23 protein-coding genes and 1 pseudogene are annotated in these 25,749 nt (G+C 70.5%); 9 read left to right on the top strand and 15 right to left on the bottom strand.

All coding sequences use genetic code 11. The features are described 5' to 3' along the window. Window positions 1-784, top strand: a pseudogene (locus tag BLT21_RS11595) (HNH endonuclease); the annotation flags it as partial. Window positions 785-818: 34 nt separating this feature from the next. Here the strand turns inward: BLT21_RS11595 and BLT21_RS11590 are convergent. Then, window positions 819-1,595, bottom strand: a complete 777-nt coding sequence (locus BLT21_RS11590) for an enoyl-CoA hydratase-related protein (RefSeq protein ID WP_091502121.1) — start codon at window positions 1,593-1,595, stop codon at window positions 819-821. 119 nt (window positions 1,596-1,714) lie between these two features. On the opposite strand from BLT21_RS11590, the gene BLT21_RS11585 reads away from it, so the two are divergent. Beyond that, on the top strand, window positions 1,715-5,512 hold the full coding sequence (locus tag BLT21_RS11585; protein WP_256336046.1) for a choice-of-anchor I family protein: 3,798 nt from the start codon (window positions 1,715-1,717) through the stop codon (window positions 5,510-5,512). Between the two features lie 97 nt (window positions 5,513-5,609). Here the strand turns inward: BLT21_RS11585 and BLT21_RS11580 are convergent, their stop codons facing one another. From BLT21_RS11580 to BLT21_RS11565, 4 genes are read right to left on the bottom strand one after another with little or no spacing between them, the layout of a single operon-like run. After that, window positions 5,610-6,800 carry a bifunctional 2-methylcitrate synthase/citrate synthase gene (locus tag BLT21_RS11580; protein WP_091502119.1) on the bottom strand — a complete coding sequence of 397 codons (1,191 nt, stop codon included), beginning with the start codon at window positions 6,798-6,800 and terminating at the stop codon, window positions 5,610-5,612. 41 nt (window positions 6,801-6,841) lie between these two features. After that, entirely contained in the window at window positions 6,842-7,768 is a 927-nt protein-coding gene (gene prpB / locus BLT21_RS11575; protein WP_091502117.1) for a methylisocitrate lyase, read from the bottom strand. Then, on the bottom strand, window positions 7,768-9,288 hold the full coding sequence (locus BLT21_RS11570; RefSeq protein ID WP_091502115.1) for an MmgE/PrpD family protein: 1,521 nt from the start codon (window positions 9,286-9,288) through the stop codon (window positions 7,768-7,770). Before BLT21_RS11570 ends, prpB begins: the two co-directional genes overlap by 1 nt. Beyond that, window positions 9,285-9,947 carry a GntR family transcriptional regulator gene (locus BLT21_RS11565; RefSeq protein ID WP_176786887.1) on the bottom strand — a complete coding sequence of 221 codons (663 nt, stop codon included), beginning with the start codon at window positions 9,945-9,947 and terminating at the stop codon, window positions 9,285-9,287. The genes BLT21_RS11570 and BLT21_RS11565 overlap by 4 nt, the downstream gene beginning before the upstream one ends. Window positions 9,948-10,054: 107 nt before the next feature. On the opposite strand from BLT21_RS11565, the gene BLT21_RS11560 reads away from it, so the two are divergent. Next, window positions 10,055-10,585 carry a ribonuclease H family protein gene (locus BLT21_RS11560; RefSeq protein WP_091502113.1) on the top strand — a complete coding sequence of 177 codons (531 nt, stop codon included), beginning with the start codon at window positions 10,055-10,057 and terminating at the stop codon, window positions 10,583-10,585. 14 nt (window positions 10,586-10,599) lie between these two features. On the opposite strand, the gene BLT21_RS11555 is transcribed toward BLT21_RS11560, so the two are convergent. Genes BLT21_RS11555 through rlmN form a run of 9 tightly spaced genes read right to left on the bottom strand, consistent with a single transcriptional unit; the run spans window position 10,600 to window position 18,001 of the window. Further along, entirely contained in the window at window positions 10,600-11,211 is a 612-nt protein-coding gene (locus BLT21_RS11555) for a hypothetical protein (RefSeq protein ID WP_091502110.1), read from the bottom strand. Window positions 11,212-11,238: 27 nt separating this feature from the next. Beyond that, window positions 11,239-12,123 (bottom strand): hypothetical protein, encoded by an 885-nt coding sequence (locus tag BLT21_RS11550; RefSeq protein ID WP_091502107.1) that lies wholly within the window; start codon window positions 12,121-12,123, stop codon window positions 11,239-11,241. Further along, window positions 12,120-12,731: a hypothetical protein gene (locus BLT21_RS11545; protein WP_091502105.1), complete on the bottom strand. Its 612-nt coding sequence runs from the start codon at window positions 12,729-12,731 to the stop codon at window positions 12,120-12,122. The genes BLT21_RS11550 and BLT21_RS11545 overlap by 4 nt, the downstream gene beginning before the upstream one ends. 23 nt (window positions 12,732-12,754) lie before the next feature. Continuing rightward, window positions 12,755-14,029 (bottom strand): hypothetical protein, encoded by a 1,275-nt coding sequence (locus BLT21_RS11540; protein ID WP_091502103.1) that lies wholly within the window; start codon window positions 14,027-14,029, stop codon window positions 12,755-12,757. After that, on the bottom strand, window positions 14,026-14,328 hold the full coding sequence (locus tag BLT21_RS11535) for a hypothetical protein (protein WP_143024977.1): 303 nt from the start codon (window positions 14,326-14,328) through the stop codon (window positions 14,026-14,028). Before BLT21_RS11535 ends, BLT21_RS11540 begins: the two co-directional genes overlap by 4 nt. A 48-nt stretch (window positions 14,329-14,376) precedes the next feature. Further along, entirely contained in the window at window positions 14,377-14,868 is a 492-nt protein-coding gene (locus BLT21_RS11530; protein WP_091502099.1) for an NUDIX hydrolase, read from the bottom strand. 22 nt (window positions 14,869-14,890) lie between these two features. After that, complete coding sequence (locus BLT21_RS11525) at window positions 14,891-15,904, bottom strand: aldo/keto reductase family protein (RefSeq protein WP_091502097.1); 1,014 nt, start codon at window positions 15,902-15,904, stop codon at window positions 14,891-14,893. Between the two features lie 47 nt (window positions 15,905-15,951). Continuing rightward, entirely contained in the window at window positions 15,952-16,704 is a 753-nt protein-coding gene (locus BLT21_RS11520; RefSeq protein ID WP_091502095.1) for a DUF429 domain-containing protein, read from the bottom strand. Between the two features lie 13 nt (window positions 16,705-16,717). Further along, window positions 16,718-18,001: a dual-specificity RNA methyltransferase RlmN gene (gene rlmN / locus BLT21_RS11515; RefSeq protein WP_091502093.1), complete on the bottom strand. Its 1,284-nt coding sequence runs from the start codon at window positions 17,999-18,001 to the stop codon at window positions 16,718-16,720. A 105-nt stretch (window positions 18,002-18,106) separates the two neighbouring features. Between rlmN and BLT21_RS11510 the strand changes: the two genes are divergently transcribed. From BLT21_RS11510 to BLT21_RS11485, 6 genes are all read left to right on the top strand, one after another. Beyond that, window positions 18,107-19,018, top strand: a complete 912-nt coding sequence (locus BLT21_RS11510) for a PRD domain-containing protein (RefSeq protein WP_091502091.1) — start codon at window positions 18,107-18,109, stop codon at window positions 19,016-19,018. A gap of 186 nt (window positions 19,019-19,204) precedes the next feature. Further along, a complete protein-coding gene (locus BLT21_RS11505) occupies window positions 19,205-21,064 on the top strand; it encodes a beta-glucoside-specific PTS transporter subunit IIABC (protein WP_091502088.1) in 1,860 nt (619 codons plus the stop codon). A gap of 100 nt (window positions 21,065-21,164) precedes the next feature. Beyond that, entirely contained in the window at window positions 21,165-22,580 is a 1,416-nt protein-coding gene (locus BLT21_RS11500) for a glycoside hydrolase family 1 protein (protein WP_091502086.1), read from the top strand. 85 nt (window positions 22,581-22,665) lie between these two features. Continuing rightward, window positions 22,666-23,541, top strand: coding sequence for an HAD family hydrolase (locus BLT21_RS11495; protein WP_091502084.1), 876 nt, complete (start codon window positions 22,666-22,668; stop codon window positions 23,539-23,541). Window positions 23,542-23,564: 23 nt separating this feature from the next. After that, window positions 23,565-24,434, top strand: coding sequence for a Cof-type HAD-IIB family hydrolase (locus tag BLT21_RS11490; RefSeq protein WP_091502082.1), 870 nt, complete (start codon window positions 23,565-23,567; stop codon window positions 24,432-24,434). Next, window positions 24,434-24,907 (top strand): GNAT family N-acetyltransferase, encoded by a 474-nt coding sequence (locus BLT21_RS11485; RefSeq protein ID WP_091502080.1) that lies wholly within the window; start codon window positions 24,434-24,436, stop codon window positions 24,905-24,907. The genes BLT21_RS11490 and BLT21_RS11485 overlap by 1 nt, the downstream gene beginning before the upstream one ends. Window positions 24,908-24,917: 10 nt before the next feature. Here the strand turns inward: BLT21_RS11485 and BLT21_RS11480 are convergent, their stop codons facing one another. Next, complete coding sequence (locus BLT21_RS11480; RefSeq protein WP_256336045.1) at window positions 24,918-25,607, bottom strand: GntR family transcriptional regulator; 690 nt, start codon at window positions 25,605-25,607, stop codon at window positions 24,918-24,920. Between the last annotated feature and the right edge of the window lie 142 nt (window positions 25,608-25,749).

Raw genomic sequence — 25,749 nt, 5'->3', positions numbered from 1 at the left:
GCCGACGGTGATCGCTGCGGGGATGTTCGACCGGCTCACGCAGATGGGCCACGCCGTCAAGGACGCTGGGGCGGATGCTGCGGCTGATGGTGGCGCGGGTGCCGTGGCGGAGCCCGATCTGCGGACGATGGATCAGCTCCGCGCCGACATCCTGGGCGACCTCGTCCTCGCCGGGGCACCCGCCGTCGACCCCACCCACGGCGCCGACCGGTCCGGAGGGCTGGGCGCGATCCGCGCGCGGGTTCAGGTCGCGATCACCGCGGAAACGCTCACCGGCTCGGACGAGCACCCGGCGGAGGTCGTCGGGGCAGGGCTGATCGACGCCGACACCGCCCGCCTCCTCGCCGGACAGACCCGCGAATGGGACCGGCTGTTCATCGACCCGATCACCCGCACCCCGGCGGAGATCGACACGTACCGGCCAACCGCGGCGATGGCGAAGCTCCTGAAAGCGCGGGACCAGCACTGCCGGTTCCCCGGATGCCGCCTCGCCGCGATCCGCTGCGAGATCGACCACACCCGCGAGTACGCGCTCGGCGGGCACACCCACCTCGCCAACCTCGCGCACCTGTGTCAGCGACACCACTCCATGAAGCAGTTCACCAGCTGGGAGGTCCGACAGGTCGGCGGGGGCGTTCTCCAATGGACCTCACCGGGCGGCCGGATCTACCGCGAAGACGTCCCGATACCGGCCGTCTGCTTCACCACCGAGACCGACACCGCGGATTCCCTGCCGTCTCGCGCGGAAACGGCTGAACCGCCCGGCGGACCCCCACCGTTCTGAGCCCGGGAGCGCATCCGAACGGGGGCGTGAACGATCAGCGGTGCCGGAAGTCGGGGCTCCGCTTCTCGGCGAAGGCCGCCATCCCCTCCTTCTGATCATCGAGGGCGAACAGCGACGCGAACAGCGTGCGCTCGAGCCGCAGGCCTTCGGCGGCCGTCGTCTCCTGCGAGGCCCGCAGCGCCTGCTTGGCCGCATACGAGACGGGCAGCGACCGCGACGCGATCCGCTCCGCGACCGCGGAAGCCTCGGCGAGCAGGTCGGCCGCGGGCACCACCCGCGACACGAGTCCGGCGCGCTCTGCCTCGTCCGCCGGCATCCGCCGGCCCGTCAGCACCAGCTCGGCGGCCTTGTAGTACCCGATCGCCCGGGCCAGCCGCTGGGTGCCGCCGATCCCCGGGATGACGCCGAGGTCGATCTCGGGCTGACCGAACACCGCCGTGTCGGCGGCGAGGATGACGTCGCACATCATCGCGAGTTCGCACCCGCCGCCGAGGGCGTAACCCGCGACGGCGGCGATGACGGGGGTCCGCACGCGCGCGAAGTCCTCCAACGGCGCGAACGGGTTGTCGATCGACATGTCGCGCGCGCTCTTGCCGGCCATCTCCTTGATGTCGGCACCGGCCGCGAAGGCCCGCTCCGAACCCGTCACCACGATCGCGCCGATCGCCTCGTCGCGATCGAAGGCGGTCGCGGCATCGGCGAGCTCAGCCGCGAGCGTCGAGTTCAGCGCGTTCAGCGCCTCGGGGCGGTTCAGGGTCAGCCAGCCGACGCGGCCGCGCGTCTCGGTGATGATCGTCGTGTAGTCGCTCATGCCCTCATCGTGCCACGCGCCCCACCGACCGTCTCCGGCCGGTTGCCGGTGATTCACGTGCCGGACACCTGCGGGGAGTAACCACGTCGTGCACCCGTTCACCCGACCAGAGGACATCCATGCCTTCGCCTGCCCGGAACCGAGCGGTTCCCCGCACGCTCGCCGCCGTCGCCACGGCCGCGCTGACCTGCACCCTCGCCCTGACCCCGCTGACCGCGGCGTCAGCCGCGATCGTGTCCGACCCGATCACCGACTCCGCCCCCGGCGCCACGCTGGCCCTCGCGCCGATCGGAACGCACGAGACCGGCGTCTTCGACGAGTCCGCGGCTGAGATCGTGCAGTCCTACCGCGACCGCCTCTACGTGGTCAACGCGCAGGCGGGCTCGGTGACCGTGCTCGACAACAGCGACCCGACAGCTCCCGCCGAGCTGTTCACGCTGTCGGATGCCGGCACCGCGAACTCGCTCGCCGTGCGCGACGACGGGCTCGGCGTCGTCGCCTTCGAAGCCGAGGACAAGACCGCGGCCGGCACGCTCGTGTTCTTCGACGCCGACGCGGACGACGCCGCCTCGGCACGACTGGGGTCGGTGACGGTCGGGGCCCTGCCCGACATGGTCACGATCTCGGCCGACGGCGCGTACGCCGTGGTCGCCAACGAGGGCGAGCCCGCAGACGACTTCTCGCTCGACCCCGAAGGCTCGATCGGCGTGGTCTCGCTGCCTCGCACCGTCACTGCGCCCGAGCAGCAGGCGGTGCGCATCGCCGGCTTCGATGCGTTCGAGGCGGGCGGATCGACGCCGCTCCACCCCGACGTCCGCGTGTTCGGCCCCGACGTCGCCGCGCCCGACCAGGGCGACCGCCCGCTCGAGGCCAATCGCGTGAGCCGGAACCTCGAGCCGGAGTACATCACGGTCGCCGGGACCACCGCTTATGCAGCCTTGCAGGAGGCCAACGCCATCGCGGTCATCGACCTCGCGAAGGCGGAGGTCACCGGTGTCCTCCCCCTCGGGTTCGTCGATCACGGCGCCGACGGCCACGGCCTCGATCCGAGCGACCGGGACGAGCGCATCGACATCCGCACCTTCCCCGGGCTGAAGGGCATGCCCATGCCCGACGGCATCCAGTCGTACTCGGCGACCGTCGACGGCGCAGCCGCGACCTACCTGGTGACGGCGAACGAGGGCGACGCTCGCGAGTGGGGCGACTACGCCGAAGCGGTCCGGGTCAAGGACCTGGGTGACGACGGGCTGGCCCCCGTGTGCGCCGACTCGCCGCTGGCCGCGCAGCTGGGCGACGACCAGCTCGGCCGCCTGAACGTGACGACCGAGAACGGCCTGCCCGCCGACGGCAGCTGCTACGACGAGCTCTACGCCTTCGGGTCACGTTCGTTCTCGATCTGGGGCACCGACGGCACGCTCGTGTTCGACTCGGGCGACGAGTTCGAGCAGATCATCGCGCGCGTCGCACCGGAGTACTTCGACTCGAACCACACCGAGGCGAACCTCGAAGGCCGCAGCGACGACAAGGGACCCGAGCCCGAGAACCTCTCGATCGGCACCGTCGGGGGCCGCACCTACGCCTTCATCGGCTTCGAGCGGGTCGGCGGCGTCATCGTCTACGACATCACCGACCCGACTGCCGCGAGCTACGTCACCTACGTCAACAACCGCGACTTCGCGGCGGATGCTGAGTCACCGGCCGCGGGCGACCTCGGGCCCGAGGGCATCCAGTTCATCCCGGCGTTGCGTTCACCTTCCGGAGAGCCCCTGCTCGTGGTGGGCAACGAGGTGTCGGGGACGACGACGGTGTACGCGGTCGATCAGCTGGTCGGCGGCGCGCCCGCCGTGGAGCCCGACATCCGCGTGGTGACGATCAACGACTTCCACGGCCGGCTCGTGCCCGAGTCGAACGGCGTGGCCGGTGCCGGCGTCCTCGCCGGCGCGGTGTCGGCGTTCCGTCAGCAGAACCCGAACACGCTCTTCGTCTCGGCCGGCGACAACATCGGCGCCTCGGCCTTCGAGTCGTTCATCGACGAGGACGCCCCGACGATCGATGCCCTGCGCGCCGCCGGTCTCGACGTCAGCGCCGTCGGCAACCACGAGTTCGACCGCGGCTTCGCCGACCTCACCGAGCGCGTGATCCCGCGCTACGAGGGCGATCCCGACGCCGACGCGTTCAGCGACCTCGCCCTCGGAGCCAACGTCTTCGTGGCGGGCACCGACGAGCACGCGCTGCAGCCCTACACGATCAGAGAGGTCGACGGCACCAAGGTCGCCTTCGTCGGAACGGTCACGCAGCAGACCGCCGGTATGGTCAGCCCGCAGGGCATCGCCGGCATCGAGTTCCGCGACCAGGTCGCGTCGGCGAACGACGCCGCCGCGGCGGCCGTCGCCGAGGGTGCAGCGGTCGTCGTGCTCCTCGCCCACGAGGGGTCGGCGGGATCGGACTGCACCGCCATCGCGACCGAGTCGGGAGACTTCGGCGAGCTGGTCCGCGGCGCGTCGAGCGACATCGACGCGATCGTCTCGGCGCACACCCACCAGCGGTACGCGTGCGAGATCGGCGGGCGCCCGGTGATCCAGGCGCACCAGTACGGCACGACCGTCGGGACCCTCGACATCACGCTCACGGATGCCGGCGAGCTCGAGTCGATCACCGGGGGCACGGTCCCCCTGGTCGACGCGACCCTGGGACGCCCCGTCGCGTACCCCGACCCGGCAACGGCCGGTATCGTCGACGCGGCCGTGCAGGTCGCCGACGAGAAGGGCCGGGTCCAGGTCGGCTCGATCACCGGCGACATCCTGCGGGGCAAGACCGCCGCGGGCGCGGAGGACCGGGGCGTGCACTCGACGCTCGGCAACACCGTCGCCGACGTCTACCTGTGGGCCACCACCCAGAACCCGGGGTACGGCGGTCAGAAGGCCGAGATCGCGTTCATGAACCCGGGCGGGCTGCGCGCCGACCTGGCGTTCGGCAACGACGGAGGTGCGGTCTCGTACCGGGAGGTCGCGAATGTGCAGCCGTTCGCCAACACCCTCGTGACCCTCGAGCTGACCCCGGCCCAGATCCGACAGGTACTCGAAGAGCAGTGGCAGCCTGCGGGTGCCTCGCGCCCGAAGCTCGCGATGGGCGTGTCGAAGGGCTTCACCTTCGAATACGACCCGGATGCCGCCGCGGGCTCGCACATCCGGTCGATGCAGCTGAACGGCGAGGAGCTCGCCCTCGACGACACGACGACATCGATCCGTGTGGTCACGAACTCCTTCCTCGCCGGAGGCGGCGACAACTTCGCCACCTTCGTCGAGGGTGCGGCTGCCGCGGATTCCGGGCAGGTCGATCTGCAGGCCACGGTGGAGTTCTTCGCCGCCGTCGGCCCGGTCGCGCCGTCGCCCGCGAACCGCGCCTACATCGCGGGCGAGCAGCCGCCCGTCGAGCAGCCGGGCTTCCCCGGCCCCGGATCGCCGGGTGAGCCGGGTGAGGGCGAGCCGGGAGAGGGCGAGCCGGGCGAGGGCGAGCCGGCGCAGCCGTGGGCGACGGTCGAGCTCGCGAGCGACACGGTGGCGCAGGGCGGCACGCTCGAGGTCACGGTGTCCGGGCTCGAGCCCGGTCAGCAGATCGCCGCGACGCTGTTCAGCGACCCCGTCGTCGTCACGGGGATCCCCGCGGCCGACGCGGCCGGTCGGACCGAGTTCACGGTCGCCGTCCCCCGCGACTTCCCGACCGGCGCGCACCGCCTCGTCGTGACGTCGGGCGCCCTCGATCCCATCGAGGTCGCCGTGACGGTGACCGCGGCAGCTCCCGCCGGCACGATCGCCGTGACGGGCGGCACCGCCCCGATCGGGTTCGCGGTGGCGGGCGCGCTGGCCCTCGCCCTCGGCGGACTCCTGGTCGCAGCGCGCCGGCGCCAGACCAGCTGACCTCCGCCGCGCGGCAGACGCATCGACCCGCTGCACTCCGAGAGATCGGGTGCGGCGGGTCGATCCGCGTTTCCGGCGCAGACCAGGAGGAGGCGTCTCAGCCGGCGGCCTCCTCCGGCCGCTCGGCCGCCGCGACATCGGTCTCGTCGGCGACGTACCCGTCGACATGGCGCTCGTCCGGACCGTCGTAAGCCGACAGCGGCCGGATCAGCGCGTTCGCGGCGTACTGCTCCATGATGTGCGCCGTCCACCCCACGACGCGCGCCGCGACGAAGAGGGGCGTGAAGGTCACGGTGTCGAAGCCCATGAGGTTGTAGGCCGGCCCCGACGGGTAGTCCAGGTTCGGGTAGATGCCCTTGCGCTCGGTGAACTCGCGCTCGAGGGCCGTGTACAGCTCACCGACATCCCGCCGGTCGTAGTGCTCCACGAGAGCGTCGAGCGCCGCCTTCATCGTCGGCACCCGCGAGTCCCCGCGCTTGTAGACGCGGTGGCCGAATCCCATGATCTTGCGTTTCTCGGCGAGCGCCCGGTCGAGCCAGCCCGAGACGCCCGCCGCCTCGCCGATCTCACCGAAAACGTGCATCACGGCTTCGTTGGCCCCGCCGTGAAGCGGTCCCTTGAGCGCTCCGATCGCCCCGACCACCGCCGAGTAGAGGTCGCTGAGCGTGGAGGCGATGACGCGGCCGGTGAAGGTCGAGGCGTTGAACGAGTGCTCGGCATACAGGATCAGCGACCGGTTGAAGGCGTCGGCGACGACCGGCGCGGGCTCCTCGCCGAAAGTCATCCAGAGGAAGTTCGCCGCGTCGTCGAGATCGTCGCGCGGCTCCACCAGCCCGAGCCCGCGGCGGCGGCGCTGCCCGTAGGCGACGATGGCCGGCAGCACGGCGAACAGGCGCAGGCTGCGTTCGAGGTTGCGCTCGGGAGTGCCGACCGCGTCGAGCACGGACGCCGCGCCGGCGGTGTCGAGCGCGCCGAGGACGCTGACGGCGGTACGCACCTCGTCCATCGGGTGCGCGTCGAGCGGCATCCGATCGATCGCTTCCGTCAGCTCGGCGGGCATCGTCCGCTGCGGACGGGCACGGCGACGCTGTTCGGCGAGCTGGGCGTCGGACGGCAGCTCGCCGTGCCACAGCAGGTGCGCGACGGCGTCGACGGGTTGCGTCGCGGCGAGCTCCTGCACCGGGTAGCCGCGGTAGAGCAGCGAGTTCGAATCGGGGTTCACCTTCGAGATCGCCGTCACGTCGGCGACGACCCCCACGAGCCCCTTGCGGATGTCCTGCTCGGTCATGCTCTGTTCCCTCTCCGTCGAGTAGCCAGAATCTGCGGGTTTCAGCCCCGGTCGATCGACCCATTCTGGCGAGTCGACAGGGTGAAGTCGAAGACCGAGGAGTCGAAGCGGGTGTATCCCTCGTAGTCGACGAGGTCGTACAGGTCGGCGCGGTGCTGCATCTCGTCGAGCTTGGCGGTGAGGTTCCCCGCCGCCGTGAGCTCGTCGAGCGCCCGACCCGCCGCGCCCATCGCGATGCGCAGGAGCGAGACCGGCCAGATGACGATCCGCACGCCCGCGTCACGCAGCTGGTCGACGGTGAACAGGTCGGACTTGCCGAACTCGGTCATGTTGGCCAGGATCGGCACGTCGACGGCGGCGGCCATCGCCGCGAACTCCGCGAGATCGCGCATCGCCTCGGGGAAGATCGCATCCGCCCCGGCGTCGACGAGCGCACGGGCGCGATCGACGGCGGCGTCCATCCCCTCGATGGCCCGGACGTCGGTGCGGGCCATGACCAGGAAGTTCGCATCGCGCCGAGCGTCGACGGCCGCCCGGATGCGGTTCACCGCCGTGTCCTGATCGACCACGCTCTTGCCGTCGAGGTGTCCGCACCGCTTGGGATTGACCTGGTCCTCGATGTGGCAGCCGGCCAGGCCGGCATCCTCGAGCGTCTGGATCGTGCGCGCGACGTTCATCGGCTCGCCGAACCCGGTGTCGGCGTCGATGATCGCCGGGAGCTCCGTCATCCGCGCGATCTGCTGGCCGCGCCCGGCGACCTCGCTCAGGGTCGTGAGGCCCACGTCGGGCAGGCCCAGGTCGGCGGCGATGACCGCGCCCGAGATGTAGACGCCGTCGAAGCCGTGCCGCTCGATCAGCCGGGCCGACAGCGGATTGAACGCACCCGGGAAGCGTAGCGTCTCGCCACTCGCGAGCCGTTCCCGGAGGATGCGGCGCTTGTCGGACGCCGTCGTCTGCGAGTACAGCATCAGAACAGCCCCCGCGGGTTCGGCGCGGAGGCGATGACCCCGTCGCGCGCGACGATGGTCAGCTCGCGGACCTCGTCGGCGGTGAGCTCGGGCAGACGCTCCGCGAGGCGGAGGAAACGCTCGATCTCGGCCGCATCGAGCACGGGCTCGGCGAGGATGCGGAACTTGCGGATGTAGTCCTCCCGCGCGAACGGCCGGGCACCGAGCGGATGCGCATCGGCCACGGCGATCTCGTCGACGAGCGTCGTGCCGTCGACGAGCCGGATCTCGACGCGCCCGCCGAAGGCCTTCTCCGCGGGGTCGTCGGAGTGGTAGCGACGGGTCCACTCCGGATCCTCGGCCGTCGTGATCCGCTGCCACAGCGCGACGGTGTCGGGGCGCGCGGCCCGCTCGGGCGTGTAGGAGTCGACGTGGTGCCAACCGCCGTCCTGCAGCGCCACGGCGAAGATGTACGGGATCGAATGGTCGAGCGTCTCGCGCGAGGCGGTCGGGTCGTACTTCTGCGGGTCGTTCGCCCCGGAGCCGATGACGTAGTGCGTGTGGTGGCTCGTGTGCAGCACGATGCTCGCGACGTTGGCGGGGTCGGCCAGCTCGGGGTGCTCGCCGTGCAGCTTGCGGGCGAGGTCGATCCACGCCTGCGCCTGATACTCCGCCGAGTGCTCCTTCGTGTAGGAGTCGAGGATGCCGCGCTTGGGCTCGCCGGGCGCGGGCAGCGGCACCGTGTAGGCGGCTTCCGAACCGTCGAGCAGCCAGGCGATGACGCCGTCCTCTCCCTCGTAGATCGGGTTCGGGCTCGTCTCCCCGCGCATGGCCCGGTCGACGGCTTCGACCGCGAGCTTGCCTGCGAAGGCGGGGGCGTGCGCCTTCCAGGTGGAGATCTCGCCCTTGCGCGACTGGCGCGTGGCCGTGGTCGTGTGCAGCGCCTGCCCGACCGCCTGGTAGATCGTCGCGGCATCGAGGCCGAGCAGCGTGCCGATGCCGGCGGCGGCCGAGGGCCCGAGGTGGGCGACGTGGTCGATCTTGTGCTTGTGCAGGCAGATGGCCCGGACGAGGTCGATCTGGATCTCGTACCCCGTCGCGAGGCCCCGGACGAGCGCCGCACCGTCGGCGCCGACGTGCTGGGCGACCGCGAGGATCGGCGGGATGTTGTCGCCGGGGTGCGAGTAGTCGGCGGCGAGGAAGGTGTCGTGGTAGTCGAGCTCGCGCACGGCGACACCGTTCGCCCACGCGGCCCACTCGGGACTCGTGCGGTCGGTCACGCCGAACACGCTCGCCCCTGCGCCGCCCCGCGAGACGGGGTGGTCGAGCGCCTGCGCGCGCGCCGAGCTGACGGGTGCCCGGGTGAGGGATGCCGCCGCGACGGCGGCGTTGTCGATGACCCGGTTGACGATCATGTCGACGACCTCGGGCTCGACCGCGGCCGGGTCGACGGCGACCTCCGCGATCTTCCAGGCCAGCTGGTCCTCGCGGGCGAGGTCTTCGTCGCTGCGGTGGACCCGGACGGGATGGCTGACGGTCATGCGGATGCCTCCAGGGAGTCGAGGATGCTGATCAGGGCGTTGTGCAGGTGCACGTGGGTGGCGTGTGCGGCGAGGTCGGCATCTCGGGCGGCGATCGCGCTCGCGATGAGCCGGTGCTCCCCGATCGACGCGGCCAGCCGGCCGGGGTTGTCGCGGGCGAGGCGACGCACCCGGACGAGGTGGGTGCGCACCTTCGCGAGCGCCGACGTCAGGTATGCGTTGCCCGCGGCATCGTCGAGGGCCGCGTCGAAGCGGGCGATGAGCGCGTAATACGCGTCGGGGTCGCTCGCCGCGGACACCTCGGCCTGCGCGGTGCGCTCGAACGCCGTCGCGAGCTCGGCGAAACGGGCGGCGTCGCCGCGCGAGGCTGCGAGCCGGGCGGCGGTCTCCTCGAGCGCTCGACGCACGTCGAACAGCGACCGGATGTCGTCGCGGTCGATGTCGGCGACGACCGTGACGCGGGGCGACGCCTGGCGCACGAGGCCGTCGGCGGCCAGTCGTCGCAGCGCCTCGCGCAACGGGGTACGGCTGACCCCCAGTCGGGTCGCCTGCTCCACCTCGGCGAGCACGGTTCCGGGAGCGAGCTCGCCGTTCTGGATCCCGGCGAGCAGAATGGCGTACGCGCGCTCGCCCGCTCGTGCTCCGCCTTCGGCCACCATGCCGCGATTGTATACACAGAGCTAGGTGAACCGCGCGATTTCATCGCAATTCGGCCCGAACGTATACAGAAACGGGCACCGCCGACGCCCCGGGTAGCCTTGCCCGAGTGAGTTCCGACCGATACACCGTGGCCACCGACGGCGCCTGCAAGGGCAACCCCGGACCGACGGGCTGGGCCTGGGTCGGCGAGGACGGCCACTGGGCGGCCGGGGCCATCCCGGAGGGCACGAACAACATCGGCGAGCTGCTCGGACTGCTCAAGGCGATCGAGGACCACCCCGACGTGCGCGAGCTGGTCGTGCAGGCCGACTCCAAGTACGCCATCGACACGTACGCGTCATGGATGGACGGGCACCGCCGCCGCGGCTGGAAGACCTCGACCGGCGCGCCCACGAAGAACCGCGACATCCTCGAACAGCTCATCGTCGCGCGCGACGCGCGGCGCGCTCGCGGCCTGCCCGACGTCATCCTCGAGCACGTCCGCGGTCACCGCGGCCATGTCCTCAACGAGTGGGCCGACGAGCGCGCCGTCCGCGGCGCCGAGCACGCGGCGAAGGGGACGGCGAGCGCCTGGTCATCGCTGGGTGGGCTGCACGACAAGCTCGACGTGGCGGAGGCCCCGAAGAAGAAGCGCTGACGGGCGCAGCCGGGTCAGTCGCGGCGGCGCCACCGCACGCTCGCGACGATCGCGTCGCAGACGAGCTCCATTGCATCGATGCCGTCGCCGGCGATCTCCGTCCCGTCGACGCTGTGGAGGATGGTCGATCGGAAGACGAGCGCGCGCTTCTTCTCGTCGGGGACGCGGACGAGATAGCCGTGGCCGGCCGTGCGCACCTCCGCGCCCTCGATCGTGGAGGTCTTCGCGGCGGACCACTTCAGGATCGTGCCGCGTTCGTCGAGCGGTCGCGCGCCGTAGCGCTGCACCATCGTCGACCCCAGATCGGACGCCGTCGCACCCGCGGGCGCGACGAGCCACGAGGCGACGAGCGACACCGGGATCGCCTCGTCCTCGCCGACATGCGACGGCGAGAAGACCCGGATGACCTCGGCGCGTGCCGCCTCGGCGCGTGCCGATGCCACCGTCTCGCGCAGCGCCGCGAGCGCAGCTCCTCGAGAGGCCACCGGGAGCGCGGCGACAGCGGCGTCGACGCGCTCGTCCACCGACGCGAGATCGGGCGTGTGAGCCTCCCATCCGGAGGGCAGCAGCACCGCGAACGACGGTTCGCTCACCGCCTCGCCGATGAGCTCCGCGCGCAGCGACATGAGGGTTCCTTCCGTCGGGGTGCCAGCCTATCGAGCGGGCCGCTTTCGCGCCTTCGCGACGGATGCCGGAAGCCAGCGGTCGGGATCCGTGTGCGCGGCGATCAGCGCCGACCCGAGCGGCGTTGACGAGTCGAAATCGGCAAGCGCGGCATTGCGCTTACCGAGGTCGGTGAACAGTGCCGACCGGACGCGTGCGATCACCGCGGCCGCCGCGGGGTCGAGCTCCCCGTCGAGACGCCGCTGCGCCTCGCGTGCGCCCGCCTCCACCTCGTCGAGGGCGCCCAGGTAGGCTCGCTCGACGCTGAGGTCGATCTGTTGCGTGGCCTCGGCATCGCGCCCGCGAACGACGACGATGACGACGCCCACGATCACCGTGACGATCAGGCACACGAGTTGCGCCGTGGCGGGGCCGATGAGCCCGTGGGAGAAGCTCAGCGCCACCCCGACCGCCAAGGCGACGCACGTCACGAGCTGCATGCGCAGGACGAATCGGTTCAACGGTCGCAACCTCGAGCCCGCGAGCGAGATCGCGTCCGCGAGGGCGGCGACGGCGGCGAGCACGGTCGCCACGGTCGCCACGTCTGCCGGGTCGGACCGGATGCCCGACGCGAAGGCGGCCGTCAACACGCTCGTCACGACGGCGAGGAACATCGCGAAACCGATCCAGCCGCGCTCGGGGTTGCGTGCCCCGAAATCGCGCACGAGTCCGCTCTTGGCTCGTCGCACCGCCTCGGGCCCCAGGTTGCGGACCGCATCCGAAGCTCGATCGGCGACGGCCCGCTGTCCGGCGACGTCGAACACGTTGACCTCAGCCATGCCGGGGGTGAACTGCGGCAGGGCCATAGCCGACTCGACCCGGGGCTTGGCGAGCGCGACCAGCGTCGCGACCTCCTCGTCCGACACGGGCATCATGCGGGGCTCACCTCGAGCGTCTCCAGGACCTGCTCGGCAGCACGCTGCGCCACGAACGCGGCTTCCGGTCGAAGCGGCGACAGGACGGCCAGAACCATCCCTCCCGCCACGTCGAGGAAGTACAGGGTCGACAGGAAGTCCGCGATGAACACCGAGGCATCCGGCGCCGGCCCGTCCGGGTTCGAAGCACCGCTCGTGGACTCGAGCACCGTGACGCGCCACCCGCGATGCTCCCCCGGCGAGACCTCGATCGCCTCGCCCTGCCAGGTCGAACGGGTCAGCGACTCGGCGACACGGAGCGCGTCGTCGGCGCTCGTCGGCGCCGGCACGTCCGCGTAGGCGAAAAGCGCGAGCGATGCGACGATGGCGGCCCGGTCCTCGTGGAGCAGGAAGACGAGTGCGGCGTCGGTCTCGGCCTGGGTGCGGAGCGCGAGTATCCCCGCGTCCACGATGCGCTGCTCGTCGCCGCGCGCATGCGTCTCTACCAGTCCATGCAGCCAGCCGTCGGCCTGTTCGGGAACGGGCACGAGCGACCACAGCTCCGGGTCGGGTCGAGCAGACAGCAGCGCCGGACCGTGAACGGCGGCGGCGGCATCCGGGGAGATCATGCGGGTCCGATCACTCTCCGACACTACAGCGCGGCAGCGATCCGATCGCGACCCTCGCGGAGCGTCGAGACGATGTCCGTGTAGACGTCGACGCCGCCGCCGATCGCCTGCGCTAGGTTCGTCGGATTGCCAGCGAGCGCCTGCCATCCGCCGCGGATGCTGCCGACCCAGCTGTTGCCCTGCGCGAGGAAGGAGGGCGTCAGCAGCCCGCGGAACATGTTCTGCGAGTTGAGGCCGTGCGGCGACCGGTAGACGAGCTGACCCGCGTCGTCGAAACGGTTGAAGAGACCCGGCATCCGGCTCTCGACGAAGGAATCCAGCGCTCGACCGTACTGCGCGAACTCCTCACCGCCGAGCCGGAACGCGGCCGTGAGCCGGGGGAAGCGAACGGAGGAGCCCGCGAGTCCCGCAGCCACGTCGCCCAGCTTCGCGAGCTTTCCGAACGGGATGATGCCGACCGCGGCGAGCGCGACGCTCGTCCAGTCGCCGCGTCCGGCGTTCAGCTTCGCGATCTCACCGAGCAGCGACAGGACGCCCGCCACGGCCGCGAGCACTCCCGCGAGCAGCGCGAGAGGACCCGTCACGAAGAACGCGACGACGAGCAGGGCGATGCCGACGTAGAACAACACCGTCAGCATTCCTTCGACGAACGGCATCGAGTTGTCCCAGAAGCTGTCGGACACGCCGTCGGCATTGGTGCGCTCGAGGCTGTTGACGGCGGTGTCGTAGGCAGACTCCCACGTCTCGACGGGTGCGTCGTATGTTCCCCAGTAGGCCTCCCACGACGACACCGCGGCGTCGAACGCCGCCTGCTCGCCCGCCGTGCTGGGCCGCGTACCCGTCTGCTCGACGTCGGGGTGCAGGCGCTCCTGGGTGTCGAACTCGTGCTGGTCGGACTCCGCACCGCTCAGGGCGCGCGATGCCTCGTTGACCTCGGGCCACGTCCGGTCCGCTCCGTCGACCCGCCAGTCGCTGTCGGACTGGACGCTGCTGAGCGCGGTCGCGTAGGACGCCAGTGCGGTGCCGCTCGGCCGGTACCGACGAGCCGCGGTCTGCAGGTCCTCGTAGACCTCCTTCGCCTGCTCGCGGACGGCGTCGAACGACTCCCCGCGGCCGACGGTGCCGTCGGCGAAGAGCTGCAGCGTCACCGCGGCACGGGCCATCTTGTCGCCGAGCGACTCGATGTCCGACGCCCGGGTGCTGATCGCGACGGGGTCGCCCTCGATCTTGCGCACCCGTCGCCCGCCGGGCGTCGAGGGCATCTCCTCCCGCGAGTAGATGTAGGAGTTCTCGGTCATTCTGCGGACTCCATACTCTGCGCGAGCTCCAGGTCGGCCTGTTCCCAGCCCTCGCGCGCGTCGTCGAGCCGCTTCTTCATCTCTTCGAGGTTGCGGCGCTGCGTCTCGCGCTTGTCGTCCCACTCGGACTCGAAGTCCTCGGCGGCGCGGGCGAGGCGGCTGTCGCCCTGCGGGCTCCCGATCGCCCCCACCAGGTCGCTGGTGCGCGACCCCGCCTCGTCGAACTCGGTCATGATCTCGTGCAGAGCGTCACTCAGCGCCTGCATCGAGTCGAGCGGAATCTCCACGCCGTCGGCCATCACGATCCTCCCCAGGTCGTCGTGCACCAGCATAAGAACACTCGGGCGTCACGGCGATGGGGAGTTCTCCCCACCCACGAGGTCGGCGAGCCGGTCGAGAGCGGGACGCTGGCCCTTCACGAGCATCTCGCGAGCACGATCGAGGCTGACCCACTCGACTCGATCGACCTCGGGGAACGACGCCGTACGCCCCGACCGCGGCGGCCACTCCATCTCGAACTCTCCGAAGAGCGTGCCCGATGTGTCGAACCCGCCGCCGTCGACCACGAAGACGGTGACGCGCTTGCCCGAGGAGTACGCGAAGGTGCCGAGCTCGGTGTACTCCCCCTCCGGCGCATCGAGGCCCAGCTCCTCCCGGAACTCGCGACGCGCGGCGTCCAACGCACTCTCGGTCTCGGCGTCGTACTCGCCCTTGACGATCGACCACGCGCCGGCGTCCTTCCGGGTCCAGAACGGCCCGCCCATGTGAGCGACGAGCGCCGACACCGTGCCGTCCGCAGCGATGCGGTAGGGCAGGATGCCGGCGCTCGTCGTGACCACGATCAGGCGGGGTCGGCGCGGATCAGGCCGGGCGGCTCTTCGGCGAGACCGTCTCGGTCTCGGCGGGGTCGGTCACCGCGACGCCGGCGAGGGCGTCGTTGATCGCGTCGTAGGCCGACTGGTCGAGCTTCACGCCCGAGGCCTTGACGGTGTCCTCCAGCTGCTCGGGGCGCGACGCACCGACGAGGGCAGCCGCGATGTTCTCGTTGTGCAGCACCCACGCGAGCGACAGCTGCGCAACGGTGAGCCCCGCCTCATCGGCGATGGGCGCGAGCTTCTGGACGGCCGTCAGCACCTCGTCGTTCAGGAATCGCTTGATGAAGTTCGCGCCGCTCTTCTCGTCGGTGGCACGCGAGCCCTCGGGCACGGGCTGGCCGGGCCGGTACTTGCCCGTCAGCACACCCTGCGCGAGCGGCGACCAGACGATCTGCGAGATGCCGAGCTCCTGCGACGTCGGCACGACCTTGCCCTCGATGACGCGCCAGAGCGCCGAGTACTGGGGCTGGTTCGACACGAGCTGGAAGCCGAGCTTCGTCGCCAGGGCGTGGCCTTCGCGCAGCTGTTCGGCCGTCCATTCGCTGACGCCGATGTAGAGCGCCTTGCCCTGACGGACGATGTCGGCGAAGGCCTGCATCGTCTCCTCGATCGGCGTCTCGTAGTCGTACCGGTGCGCCTGATAGAGGTCGACGTAGTCCACGCCGAGCCGACGGAGCGACCCGTTGATGCTGTCGAAGATGTGCTTGCGCGAGAGACCCTGGTCGTTCGGGCCCTTCCGGCCGGTCGGCCAGTAGACCTTCGTGAAGATCTCGAGCGTCTCGCGGGGCTGCCCCTTCAGCGCCTCACCGAGCACGACCTCCGCGGCCGTGTTGGCATAGGCGTCGGCGGTGTCGAACGAGGTGATGCCGAGGTCGAGCGCCTTGTGGACGGTCGCGATAGCCGCGTCGTTCTCCACCTGAGACGCATGCGTCACCCAGTTGCCGTACGTGATCTCCGAGACCTTGAATCCACTGTTGCCGAGGTAGCGATACTCAACCATGGGAAAACGCTACCTCGCGGCGGGGCCGCGCGGGTCGGGGTTGCGTCTTATGACCTCGGATGCTCGATGAGCCGGTCGATCGGCGCGGTGGGCAGCGCCACCCACCCCTCGCGTCGGGCGATCTCCCGCTGGGTGGGCGACGGCGCCAGGACCGCTCCGACGGCGGCGGCTCGGGTCGCGAGGGCCGCCACGACGGCGTCGAACGCGTCGCCCGAGCGCACCATGAGCTCGGCGGCGTCGCCCAGGTCGAGCCAGGGCGCGGCCGCGCGCAGCCCGTCGAGCAGCGGACGCCGGGCGGCGGGGTCGACGCGGTAGCCGCGGACGTGCAGGCCCCACAGTCGCAGGCTGGCGCCCGGGTAGACCTCGACGATGTCGCCGTCGCCCGCACGGTCGACATCCTTGCCGGCCTCCCGAAGTCGCGAGAGCAGCCCGGCGCACCGGAGCGCGGTCACTCCCAGGCGGTCGGTCGAGACGCTCAAGGGCCACCGGCCCGACACCTCGCGCACCACCCGGTCCGTCTCGCGGTACACCAGACCGCGGCGCCAGCCCGCGCCGCCGTCGACGGCGGGTGCCGATACCGGATCGGCGTGCCCGGAGACGAACGCGACGAAGGCGTCGGGCCACCCCAGCGCACAGTCGATGCCGATCCGGTCCGCCCGGTGCGCGGCGGCCACCACATCGGAATCCGACGCGCCCAGCCGGAGCGACGTCAGTGACGCCGCCGAACCGTCGATCCAGTCGATCACCGCGACGGCCGTGGCGGCATCGGCGGCCGCCAGGTCGACACCGACGGTGCGCACCTGCGGCGGTGCCTCAGCCCGCGGGGACGGTGTCGGCCGCGCGCTGGTCGTCCTCGGTGGCGACGAGCTGACCGCACGCGCCGTCGATCTCCTTGCCGCGGGTGTCGCGGAGGGTCGTGGGGATCCCGGCCTCGTTGAGGCGGCGCACGAACTCGTCCTGCACCTCCGGCTCGGACGAGGTCCAGATCGAGCCGGGCGTCGGGTTCAACGGGATCGGGTTCACGTGCACCCAGCCGCGGCCACGGGCGTTCAGCTTCTCCGCGAGCAGGTCCGCGCGCCACGCGTGGTCGTTCATGTCCTTGATCAGGGCGTACTCGATCGACACGCGCCGGCCGGTCTGGTCGAAGTACGCCTTCGCGGCATCGAGCGCCTCATCGACCTTCCACCGCGAGTTGACCGGGATGAGCTCGTCGCGCAGCTGGTCGTCGGGAGCGTGCAGCGAGAGCGCGAAGGTGACGGGGATGTCCTCGTCCGTCAGCTTCCGGATCGCGGGGACCAGGCCCACCGTCGACACCGTGATTCCGCGCGCGCTCATGCCGATGCCGTGGTCCTTATCGACCATCGCGCGCACCGCCTGCATGACGCGGGCGTAGTTCGCGAGCGGCTCGCCCATGCCCATGAACACGATGTTCGTGACCCGCTCGCCCTCGTGTCCGACCTTCCGGGGGTCGCCGAGCCCGCCGTCGGCGATCAGGCGGTTGGCTCGGACGACCTGCTCGACGATCTCGGCCGCCGACATGTTGCGGGTGAGCCCCGCCTGCCCGGTCGCGCAGAAGGGGCAGTTCATGCCGCAGCCCGCCTGGCTCGACACGCACAGCGTGATGCGCCCGGTGTATCGCATGAGCACCGACTCGACCAGGGCGCCGTCGTGGAGCTTCCAGAGGAACTTGATCGTGTCGCCGCGGTCGGTCTCGAGCCGTCGCACCTCGGTCAGCAGCGACGGCAGGAGGCCGGCGACGAGCTCGTCGCGACCCGCGGCGGGGAGGTCGGTCATCTCGGCGGCGTCGGAGGTGAAGTGCCGGAAGTAGTGCTTCTCGAGCTGCTTGGCGCGGAAACCGGGCATGCCCAGTTCCTTCACCTTCTCGACGCGCTGCTCGGGGGTGAGGTCGGCCAGATGCACCGGCGGCTTGCCGCGTTTCGGGCTCGCGAATTGCAGGAGGGGGCGACCGGACTCGTCCTTCTGCTGCGACCAGCCCTCGGTCGCCGGCCGCACCTGACGCGGCTTGGTGGAGCGCACGGGCGACGAGGTCTCGCGCACGGACGACGCGGTCTCGCGCGCGGGATCTGTATCGGTCATGGGATCCAGGTTACCGGCGCCGCCTGCGCGAAGGCTGGCCGAGACCGGCCACCGCTGGCCGTCGCGCTCCCGGGGCGCGGAGCGCTCCCGTTCTAGACTCCTGGCATGGATCTCGACGACGTCGCACCGCCCCCGCGGGGCACCGTCGTGCACAAGGTGCTGAACAACAACGTCGTCATCACCCTCGATGAGCACGGCCGTGAACGTGTGCTGATGGGGCGCGGGCTCGGCTTCCAGCTCAAGCCGTCCGACACGCTCGACCCCGACAAGGTCGAGAAGACCTTCATCCTCGATGCCGGGGATGCCGGCGACCGCGAACGCCAGCTGCTCACCGACGTGCCCTATCCGGTCGTCGAAGCCGTCACGCGCGCCGTCGACGAGGCCGAACGCCGCCTCGGGCACCACCTCGACCGGTTCTTCACGATGGCCGTGATCGACCACATCCAGTTCGTGCTCGAGCGGCTCGACAACGGCATCCGCATCCCGGCGACGAACATGCCCGAGCTGCGCGTGCTGCATCCCCACGAGTTCTCCGCCGCACAGCGCATGGCCGCCGCGATCTCCGAGTCGCTCGATCGCGAACTGCCGTCGGAAGAGTCGGTGTTCCTCACGATGCACCTGCTCAACGCGACCCGCGACGAGCCGAACGGCACGGCGGCGCTGCTCTTCCGCCGCCTGCAGCACGTCGTCATGACGGTCGAGAACGGCCTCGGCGTGAAGCTCGACACCGACAGCCCGGACTACGCCCGCTTCATCCTGCACATCCAGTTCCTGCTGCAGCGCCTGGTCTCGAAGACCATGCTCCGCAGCGCGGACACCTCGTTCTTCGAGTTCGCCAAGCACAGCTATCCGCGCTCGTACGCGATCGCGGAGGAGGTCAAGGCGTACGTGCGTGCTGCGACCGAGTCGGAGCTGACCGACGAGGAGCTGCTCTACGTCATCGTCCACGTCGAGCGCCTCGCGACGCAGGTGGGAGCAAACATCGCTGGCGAAGACCCGCCACCCGTGGTACCGTGACCCTCGCAGGGCGTCGCTGCCCTGCGGAAGTCTCCGGATTGTTACCGCGGCAGCGGGCAAAACCTGAACTCACATCGCTTTGATCGGCGGTGAACGAGTTCAGGTTTTTTTGTTGCCCGAAAACAGGATGCGGGGGCCTCCTCCACCCGAGTGCCGCGATGCTGCGGCAGAAAGCGAGCAGTCCCCATGGATTACTCGAAGACCGCGGCCGGCGTCCTGGAGGGCGTCGGCGGCGAGGAGAACGTCACCTCTCTCGTCCACTGCGCCACGCGCCTGCGCTTCGTGCTGAAGGACGAGGCGAAGGCGAACACCGTCGCCGTCAAGGCCATCCCCGGTGTCGTCACCGTCGCGCAGGCCGGCGGGCAGTACCAGGTCGTCATCGGCAACGACGTGCCCGACGTGTTCGCCGAGATCGGCAAGATCTCGAAGTTCGGCGCGGGCTCGGACGCAACCGCGTCCGAGGGCCCGAAGGGCAACCTCTTCAACCGCTTCATCTCGATGATCTCGGCGATCTTCACACCCCTCCTGTGGGCGCTCGCGGGCACCGGGCTTCTGAAGGCGTTCCTCGCCGCGGCCGTCACGTTCGGATGGATCACCACCGACAACTCGACCTATGCCGTGCTGAACGCCCTGTCGGACGGCCTCATCAACTTCCTGCCGATGGCGCTCGCATTCACCGCCGCGCGCTACTTCAAGGCGAACGAGTTCACCGCGTTCGCCATCGCCGCCGCCCTGCTGTACCCGACCATCACGCCGCTCGTCGGCGCTGAGGGCCTGACGTTCTTCGGCATCCCCTTCACGATGGTCACCTACGTCTCGAGCGTCATCCCGATCATCGTGATCGTCTGGCTGCAGAGCTACGCCGAGAAGTTCCTCTACGCGAAGCTTCCCGGCGCGGTCCGCCGCTTCGTCACCCCGATGATCGTCGTCCTGATCGCCGTCCCGATCGTCTTCGTCGTCATCGGACCGATCTCCGCGATCCTCAGCGGCGCGCTCGGCAACGGCATCGGCTGGGTCTTCGAGAACGCCCCCTGGGCCGGCGGCGCCATCATGGGCGGCTTCTGGCAGGTCTTCGTCATCTTCGGGCTGCACTGGGGCCTCGTGCCGCTGTTCACGCTCGAGTACCAGACCACCGGTCAGATCCTGCTCATCGGCCCCGTCTTCGCTGCCGTCCTCGCGCAGGCCGCCGCCGTCGCCGGTGTCTGGGTGCGCGCCCGCAACAAGAACCTCAAGTCGCTCGCCGCGCCCGCCACGCTGTCGGGCTTCCTCGCCGGCATCACCGAGCCCGCCATCTACGGCATCAACCTGCCGCTCAAGCGCCCGTTCGCCTTCGGCATCGTAGGCGGCGTCGTCGGCGGCGCGATCATCGCGATGGGCGGCGTCTTCTCGACCGCGTTCGTCGTGCCGTCCGGCCTCGCGCTTCCGGCCCTCTTCGGCAACGGCAACATGGTCATGCTGATCATCGGCCTCGCTGCGGCGATCGTCATCCCCTTCCTGCTCACCGCCATCATCGGCTTCACAGAGCCCGAGGAGGGTGCCGCACCGGCAGCCGCCCCCGCGGCATCCGGCAACGACGTCGTCGTGCTGAGCCCGGTCGACGGCACCGTCGTGCCGCTCAGCGAGACCCCCGATGCCGCCTTCGCGGAGGGCAGCCTCGGCGACGGTGTCGCGATCAAGCCGCGTTCCGGCGCGGTCTACGCCCCGTTCGACGCGGTCGTCGCCGCGGCGTTCCCGACCGGTCACGCGATCGGCCTCCGCCACGCCGACGGCGCCGAGGTGCTGATCCACATCGGCATCGACACGGTCAAGCTGGCCGGCGCGCACTTCGACGTCAAGGTGACCACCGGCCAGGAGGTCAAGGCGGGCGACCTGCTCGTCGAGTTCGACGGCGACGCGATCGAGCAGGCCGGATACGACCTGACCACGCCCGTCATCGTCACCAACGGCGAGCTGTACCCCGGACTGACCGACCGCGCCGCGGGTCCGATCGCGCACGGCGAGCCGCTGTTCACTGCTGTCTCGGTCGAGTCCGCGCTCGCGAACTGACCGACCCGCCACGAACGGAGGGGGTGCGGACCCGCCCGCGCCCCCTCCCCCACCCCGTCCCGCGCTCCGCGGGGCCAGCGACACGAAACGAGAGAGAGCCATGAGCACCACGACCTTCCCCGACGGATTCCTCTGGGGCGGCGCGACCGCCGCCAACCAGCTCGAGGGCGCCTACGACGAAGGCGGCAAGGGGCTCTCGGTGCAGGACGTCATGCCCCGCGGCATCGTCGGCGCCCGCACCGACGAGCCGACCCCCGACAACCTCAAGCTCGTCGGCATCGACTTCTACCACCGCTACGCGGACGACATCGCGCTCTTCGCCAAGATGGGCTTCAAGACCTTCCGCTTCTCGATCGCGTGGAGCCGCATCTTCCCGAAGGGCGACGAGACGGCGCCCAACGAGGAGGGGCTCGCCTTCTACGACCGCGTGCTCGACGAGCTCGAGAAGCACGGCATCGAGCCGCTCGTCACCATCTCGCACTACGAGACACCGCTCCACCTCGCCGAGACCTACGACGGGTGGACCGATCGTCGCCTCATCGGCTTCTACGAGAACTACGCCCGCACCCTCTTCGAGCGCTACGGCGCACGGGTGAAGTACTGGCTGACCTTCAACGAGATCAACTCGCTGCTGCACGCCCCCTTCATGTCGGGCGGGATCAACACCCCGAAGGACCAGCTGACCGAGCAGCAGCTCTACCAGGCGATGCACCACGAGCTCGTCGCATCCGCCCGTGCCACGCGCATCGCTCGCGAGGTCGCCCCGAGCGCGCAGATCGGATGCATGGTGCTCTCGATGCCCGTGTACCCCCTCTCGCCCTCGCCCGCCGACGCCCTCGAGGTGATGTCGTTCGACCACTCGAACCTCGTCTACGGCGACGTCCACACGCGCGGCGCCTACCCCGGGTACTTCCTGCGCACGCTCGCAGAGAAGGGCATCGAGCTCGACATCACCGACGAGGACCGCGACGACCTCACCAACACGGTCGACTTCGTGTCGTTCAGCTACTACATGTCGGTCGCCGCGACCGCCGACCCCGAGAAGAAGGTCACGGGCGAGGGGAACATCATGGGCGGCGTGCCGAACCCGACCCTCGAGGCGAGCGAATGGGGCTGGCAGATCGACCCCGTCGGGCTGCGCCTCGTCCTCAACCAGTTCTGGGACCGCTGGCAGAAGCCCCTGTTCATCGTCGAGAACGGCCTGGGCGCGAAGGACCAGCTCGTCGAGGTCGACGGCGTCAAGACGGTCGTCGACGACTACCGGATCGCCTACCTCAACGACCACCTCGTGCAGGTGGGCGAGGCGATCTCCGACGGTGTCGAGGTGCTCGGCTACACCTCGTGGGGCTGCATCGACCTCGTCAGCGCGTCGACCGCCCAGCTGAGCAAGCGCTACGGCTTCATCTACGTCGACCGCAACGACGACGGCACGGGAACGCTCGAGCGCTACGAGAAGAAGTCCTTCGGCTGGTACGCCGAGGTCATTCGCACGAACGGCGCCTCGCTCACCCGCTGAGACGCCGACCAGACCGGGCGCGGTCGCGGGGCCCTCCTTCTGGCCCGCGGCCGCGCCCTCCTTCTTCCGAGTCCGAGAGGAACGCATGACCACGACCGCCTTCCGCCGACGCGCCGTCTTCCTCGACGTCGACGGCACCCTGCTGCAGGACGGCACCCATCTGCCCGACTCCGCCGTCGCCGCGGTCCGCCGCGCGCGCGAGAACGGCCACCTCGTGCTGCTGAGCACCGGGCGCGGCATGGCCGAGCTGCGCGGACGGATCCTCGACATCGGCTTCGACGGCGCAGTGACCAACGGCGGCGCCTTCGCGGGCGTCGGCGACGAGCTCGTCGTGTCGCGCCTCATGACGGCCGCCGACGTCGCCCGCCTCACCGCGGCGTTCGAGGCCCGCGGCATCCACTGGTACCTCCAGTCGTACGACCGGCTGTTCGCGAGCCCCGGGCTCCCGACGCTGCTGGCCGACCGGCTGGAACGCGACCGTGCGCTGCACGATGAGCGTGCGCGCGCGTCGGGGGTCGACCCCGACGAGCTCGAGTTCTTCAGCGTCGGGATGAAGACCTTCGACGATGCGGTGCACTTCTCGGATGCCGCGATCGCGAAGGCCGTCATCCTCGGGAACGATGCCGACGCCGTCGCCGATCTGCTCGCCGAGCTCGCGCCCGACTTCGCGGTCGTCTCGGGCACGATCCCGCTCCCCGACGGCAGCTCGGGCGAAGTCGCCCCCGCAGGGGTCAACAAGGGCACGGCGATCCTCGAGGTGCTCGCGCACCTCGGCGTCGACCCCGCCGACGCCATCGGCATCGGCGACAACTGGAACGACGCGGAGATGTTCGAGGTGTGCGGCACGGCGATCGCCATGGGCAACGCCTCGCCCGAGGTGCAGGCGCTCGCCGACGAGGTGACGACCGCGATCGACGACGACGGCATCCGCAACGCCTTCGCCCGACACGGCTTGCTGTGAGCACCCGCCGTTACGCTGGAGGGGTGACGTCGGAACCTCGCATCATCTTCCTCGACGTCGACGGCACCATCCTCGCGCACGGCGAATCGATCGCTCCCTCGACCATCGCCGCGGTACGCGCCGCGCGCGACCGCGGGCACCTCGTCTACCTGTGCACGGGCCGCGCCGCCGGCGACATCAACCCCCGCGTTCTCGACATCGGCTTCGATGGCGCCATCTCGAACGGCGGAGCCCTCGCGGTCGTCGGCGACGAGACGGTGCTCGCCGAGACGATGCCCCGCGCCGCGGTCGAACGGGTCATGGCCTACTTCGACGAGCAGGACACGCGCTACTTCATCCAATCGCACGGCGGGGTGTATGCCAGCGCGGGCGTGCGTTCGTTCATCGCGGACTTCATCGCCGAGCGTCGGCGCCGTCACGCCGACGACCTGTCGAGCGTCGCGCTCGCCGAGGACGTCGTCGCCGCGCCCTCGTTCACCCCCGTCGAGGAGGCCGACCTCGATCACATCGCCAAGGCGGTGTTCGTCAGCGCCGACCCGGACGCGGTCGAGAAGACCCAGCGCGAGCTCGGCGACGACTTCCACGTCATCCCCGGGAGCATGCCGCTGCCGTCCGGGTCGAACGGCGAGGTCGGCATGCGCGGCACCAACAAGGGCACCGGGATCCGGGCCGTGCTGTCGCACCTCGGTCGCGACGCCGCCACCGCCGTCGGGATCGGCGACAGCTGGAACGACGTCGAGATGTTCGAGGTCTGCGGCACCGCCATCGCGATGGCCGAGGCCGACCCCGCGCTGCAGCGCATCGCCGGAGAGGTGACCACGGGCGTGCTCGACGACGGCATCTGGAACGCCTTCGTCCGACACGGGATCATCGAGCCCGAGACCGCCGCCTGATGTCCCGCGACCACGACATCCGCCCGATCGACCCCGCCGACGCGGGCGAGGTGCTGACGCTGCAGCGCGCCGCCTTCGTGTCGGAGGCGCTCATCTACGACGCCGCCGACATGCCGCCGCTCACCCAGACGCTCGACGAGCTGCGGGCCGAACTGCGCGACAACCTCGGCTGCGTCGCCTGCGACGGCGGTCGCATCGTCGGGGCGGCGCGTGCCCGCCTCGACGAGGACCTGCTGCTCATCGGGCGCATCGCGATCGCGCCCGACCAGCAGGGGTCCGGCCTCGGCACGAGCCTGCTCGCCGCCGTCGAGGAGCGCGGCCGGGAAGCGGGTGCGCGCGCCGCCGAGCTCTTCACCGGCTCGCTCAGCGAGGCGAATCTGCGCCTGTACGAGCGGGAGGGCTACGTCGAGTCCGAGCGCGTGCCGCAGGGCGACGGCACCTTCCAGATCTTCCTGCGCAAACCCCTCGGCTGACCCCGGGCGGTCAGCGGGCCGGGGCGCTGCGGCGACGACGGCGAATCGGCGCGGCCGGCAGCCGCTCCGCGAGCCGCGGCAACGATTCGACCCGTCCGCGTTCGACGTGCGCGGCCGCGAGCGCGGACGCGAGATCGGCGTGCCCGCCGAGGATGGCCTCGACGATCTCGTCGTGCTCGTCCCACCGGCGCTCCGTGTCGCGCTCCGGCGTGAGGCGGAACAGCCAGCGGGTGCGACCCGTGAGCTGTCCGCTCATCCGCAGCAGGAGCCGGTGACCGGCGAGCGCGAAGATCTCCTCGTGCAGGTCGGAGTTGCGCGTCGACGCCGGTGCATCCTCGTCGTGGGCGACGTGCGCGACCTCGAGGGCGGCGACCAGGTGCGTCGTGTCCGCGCCGGCGGCGGCATTGCGTGCGGCGAGGGACGCCGCGAAGGGCTCGAGCTGCATCCGCATGTCGAACAGCTCGAGCGCATCGTCGAGCGTGAAGGTGTGCACGATCGCGGCCCGGCGGTGGGACGACGATACGAAGCCCTCGGACTCGAGCAGCTGCAACGCCTCGCGGACGGGCACACGCGACACCCCGAGCTGCAGCGCGACATCGCGCTCGCCGAGCTTGTCGCCCATCGCGATGTCGCCCGTGATGATCCGCTCCCGGAGCGCGTGCGCGATGCGCCGGCCGGCTGCATCCGTCTCGTCGTCCACCCGACCATCCTGACAGGTCTGAGACCGCGCACGAGAATCGCCATTTGGTATTCCGGATGCGCTCTCTTGAGATCTTTAGACTGCATTTATGGCTCGTCTGGTACTCCAAAATGACACCGGCGTAAGGGTTGTGTTGCGTGTT

This window comes from Microbacterium sp. cf332 (genome assembly GCF_900102175.1).
In the GTDB taxonomy this organism is placed as follows: domain Bacteria; phylum Actinomycetota; class Actinomycetes; order Actinomycetales; family Microbacteriaceae; genus Microbacterium.
Note: the sequence above shows the minus strand (reverse complement) of the source record. Positions and strands in the feature narration are given on the sequence as shown.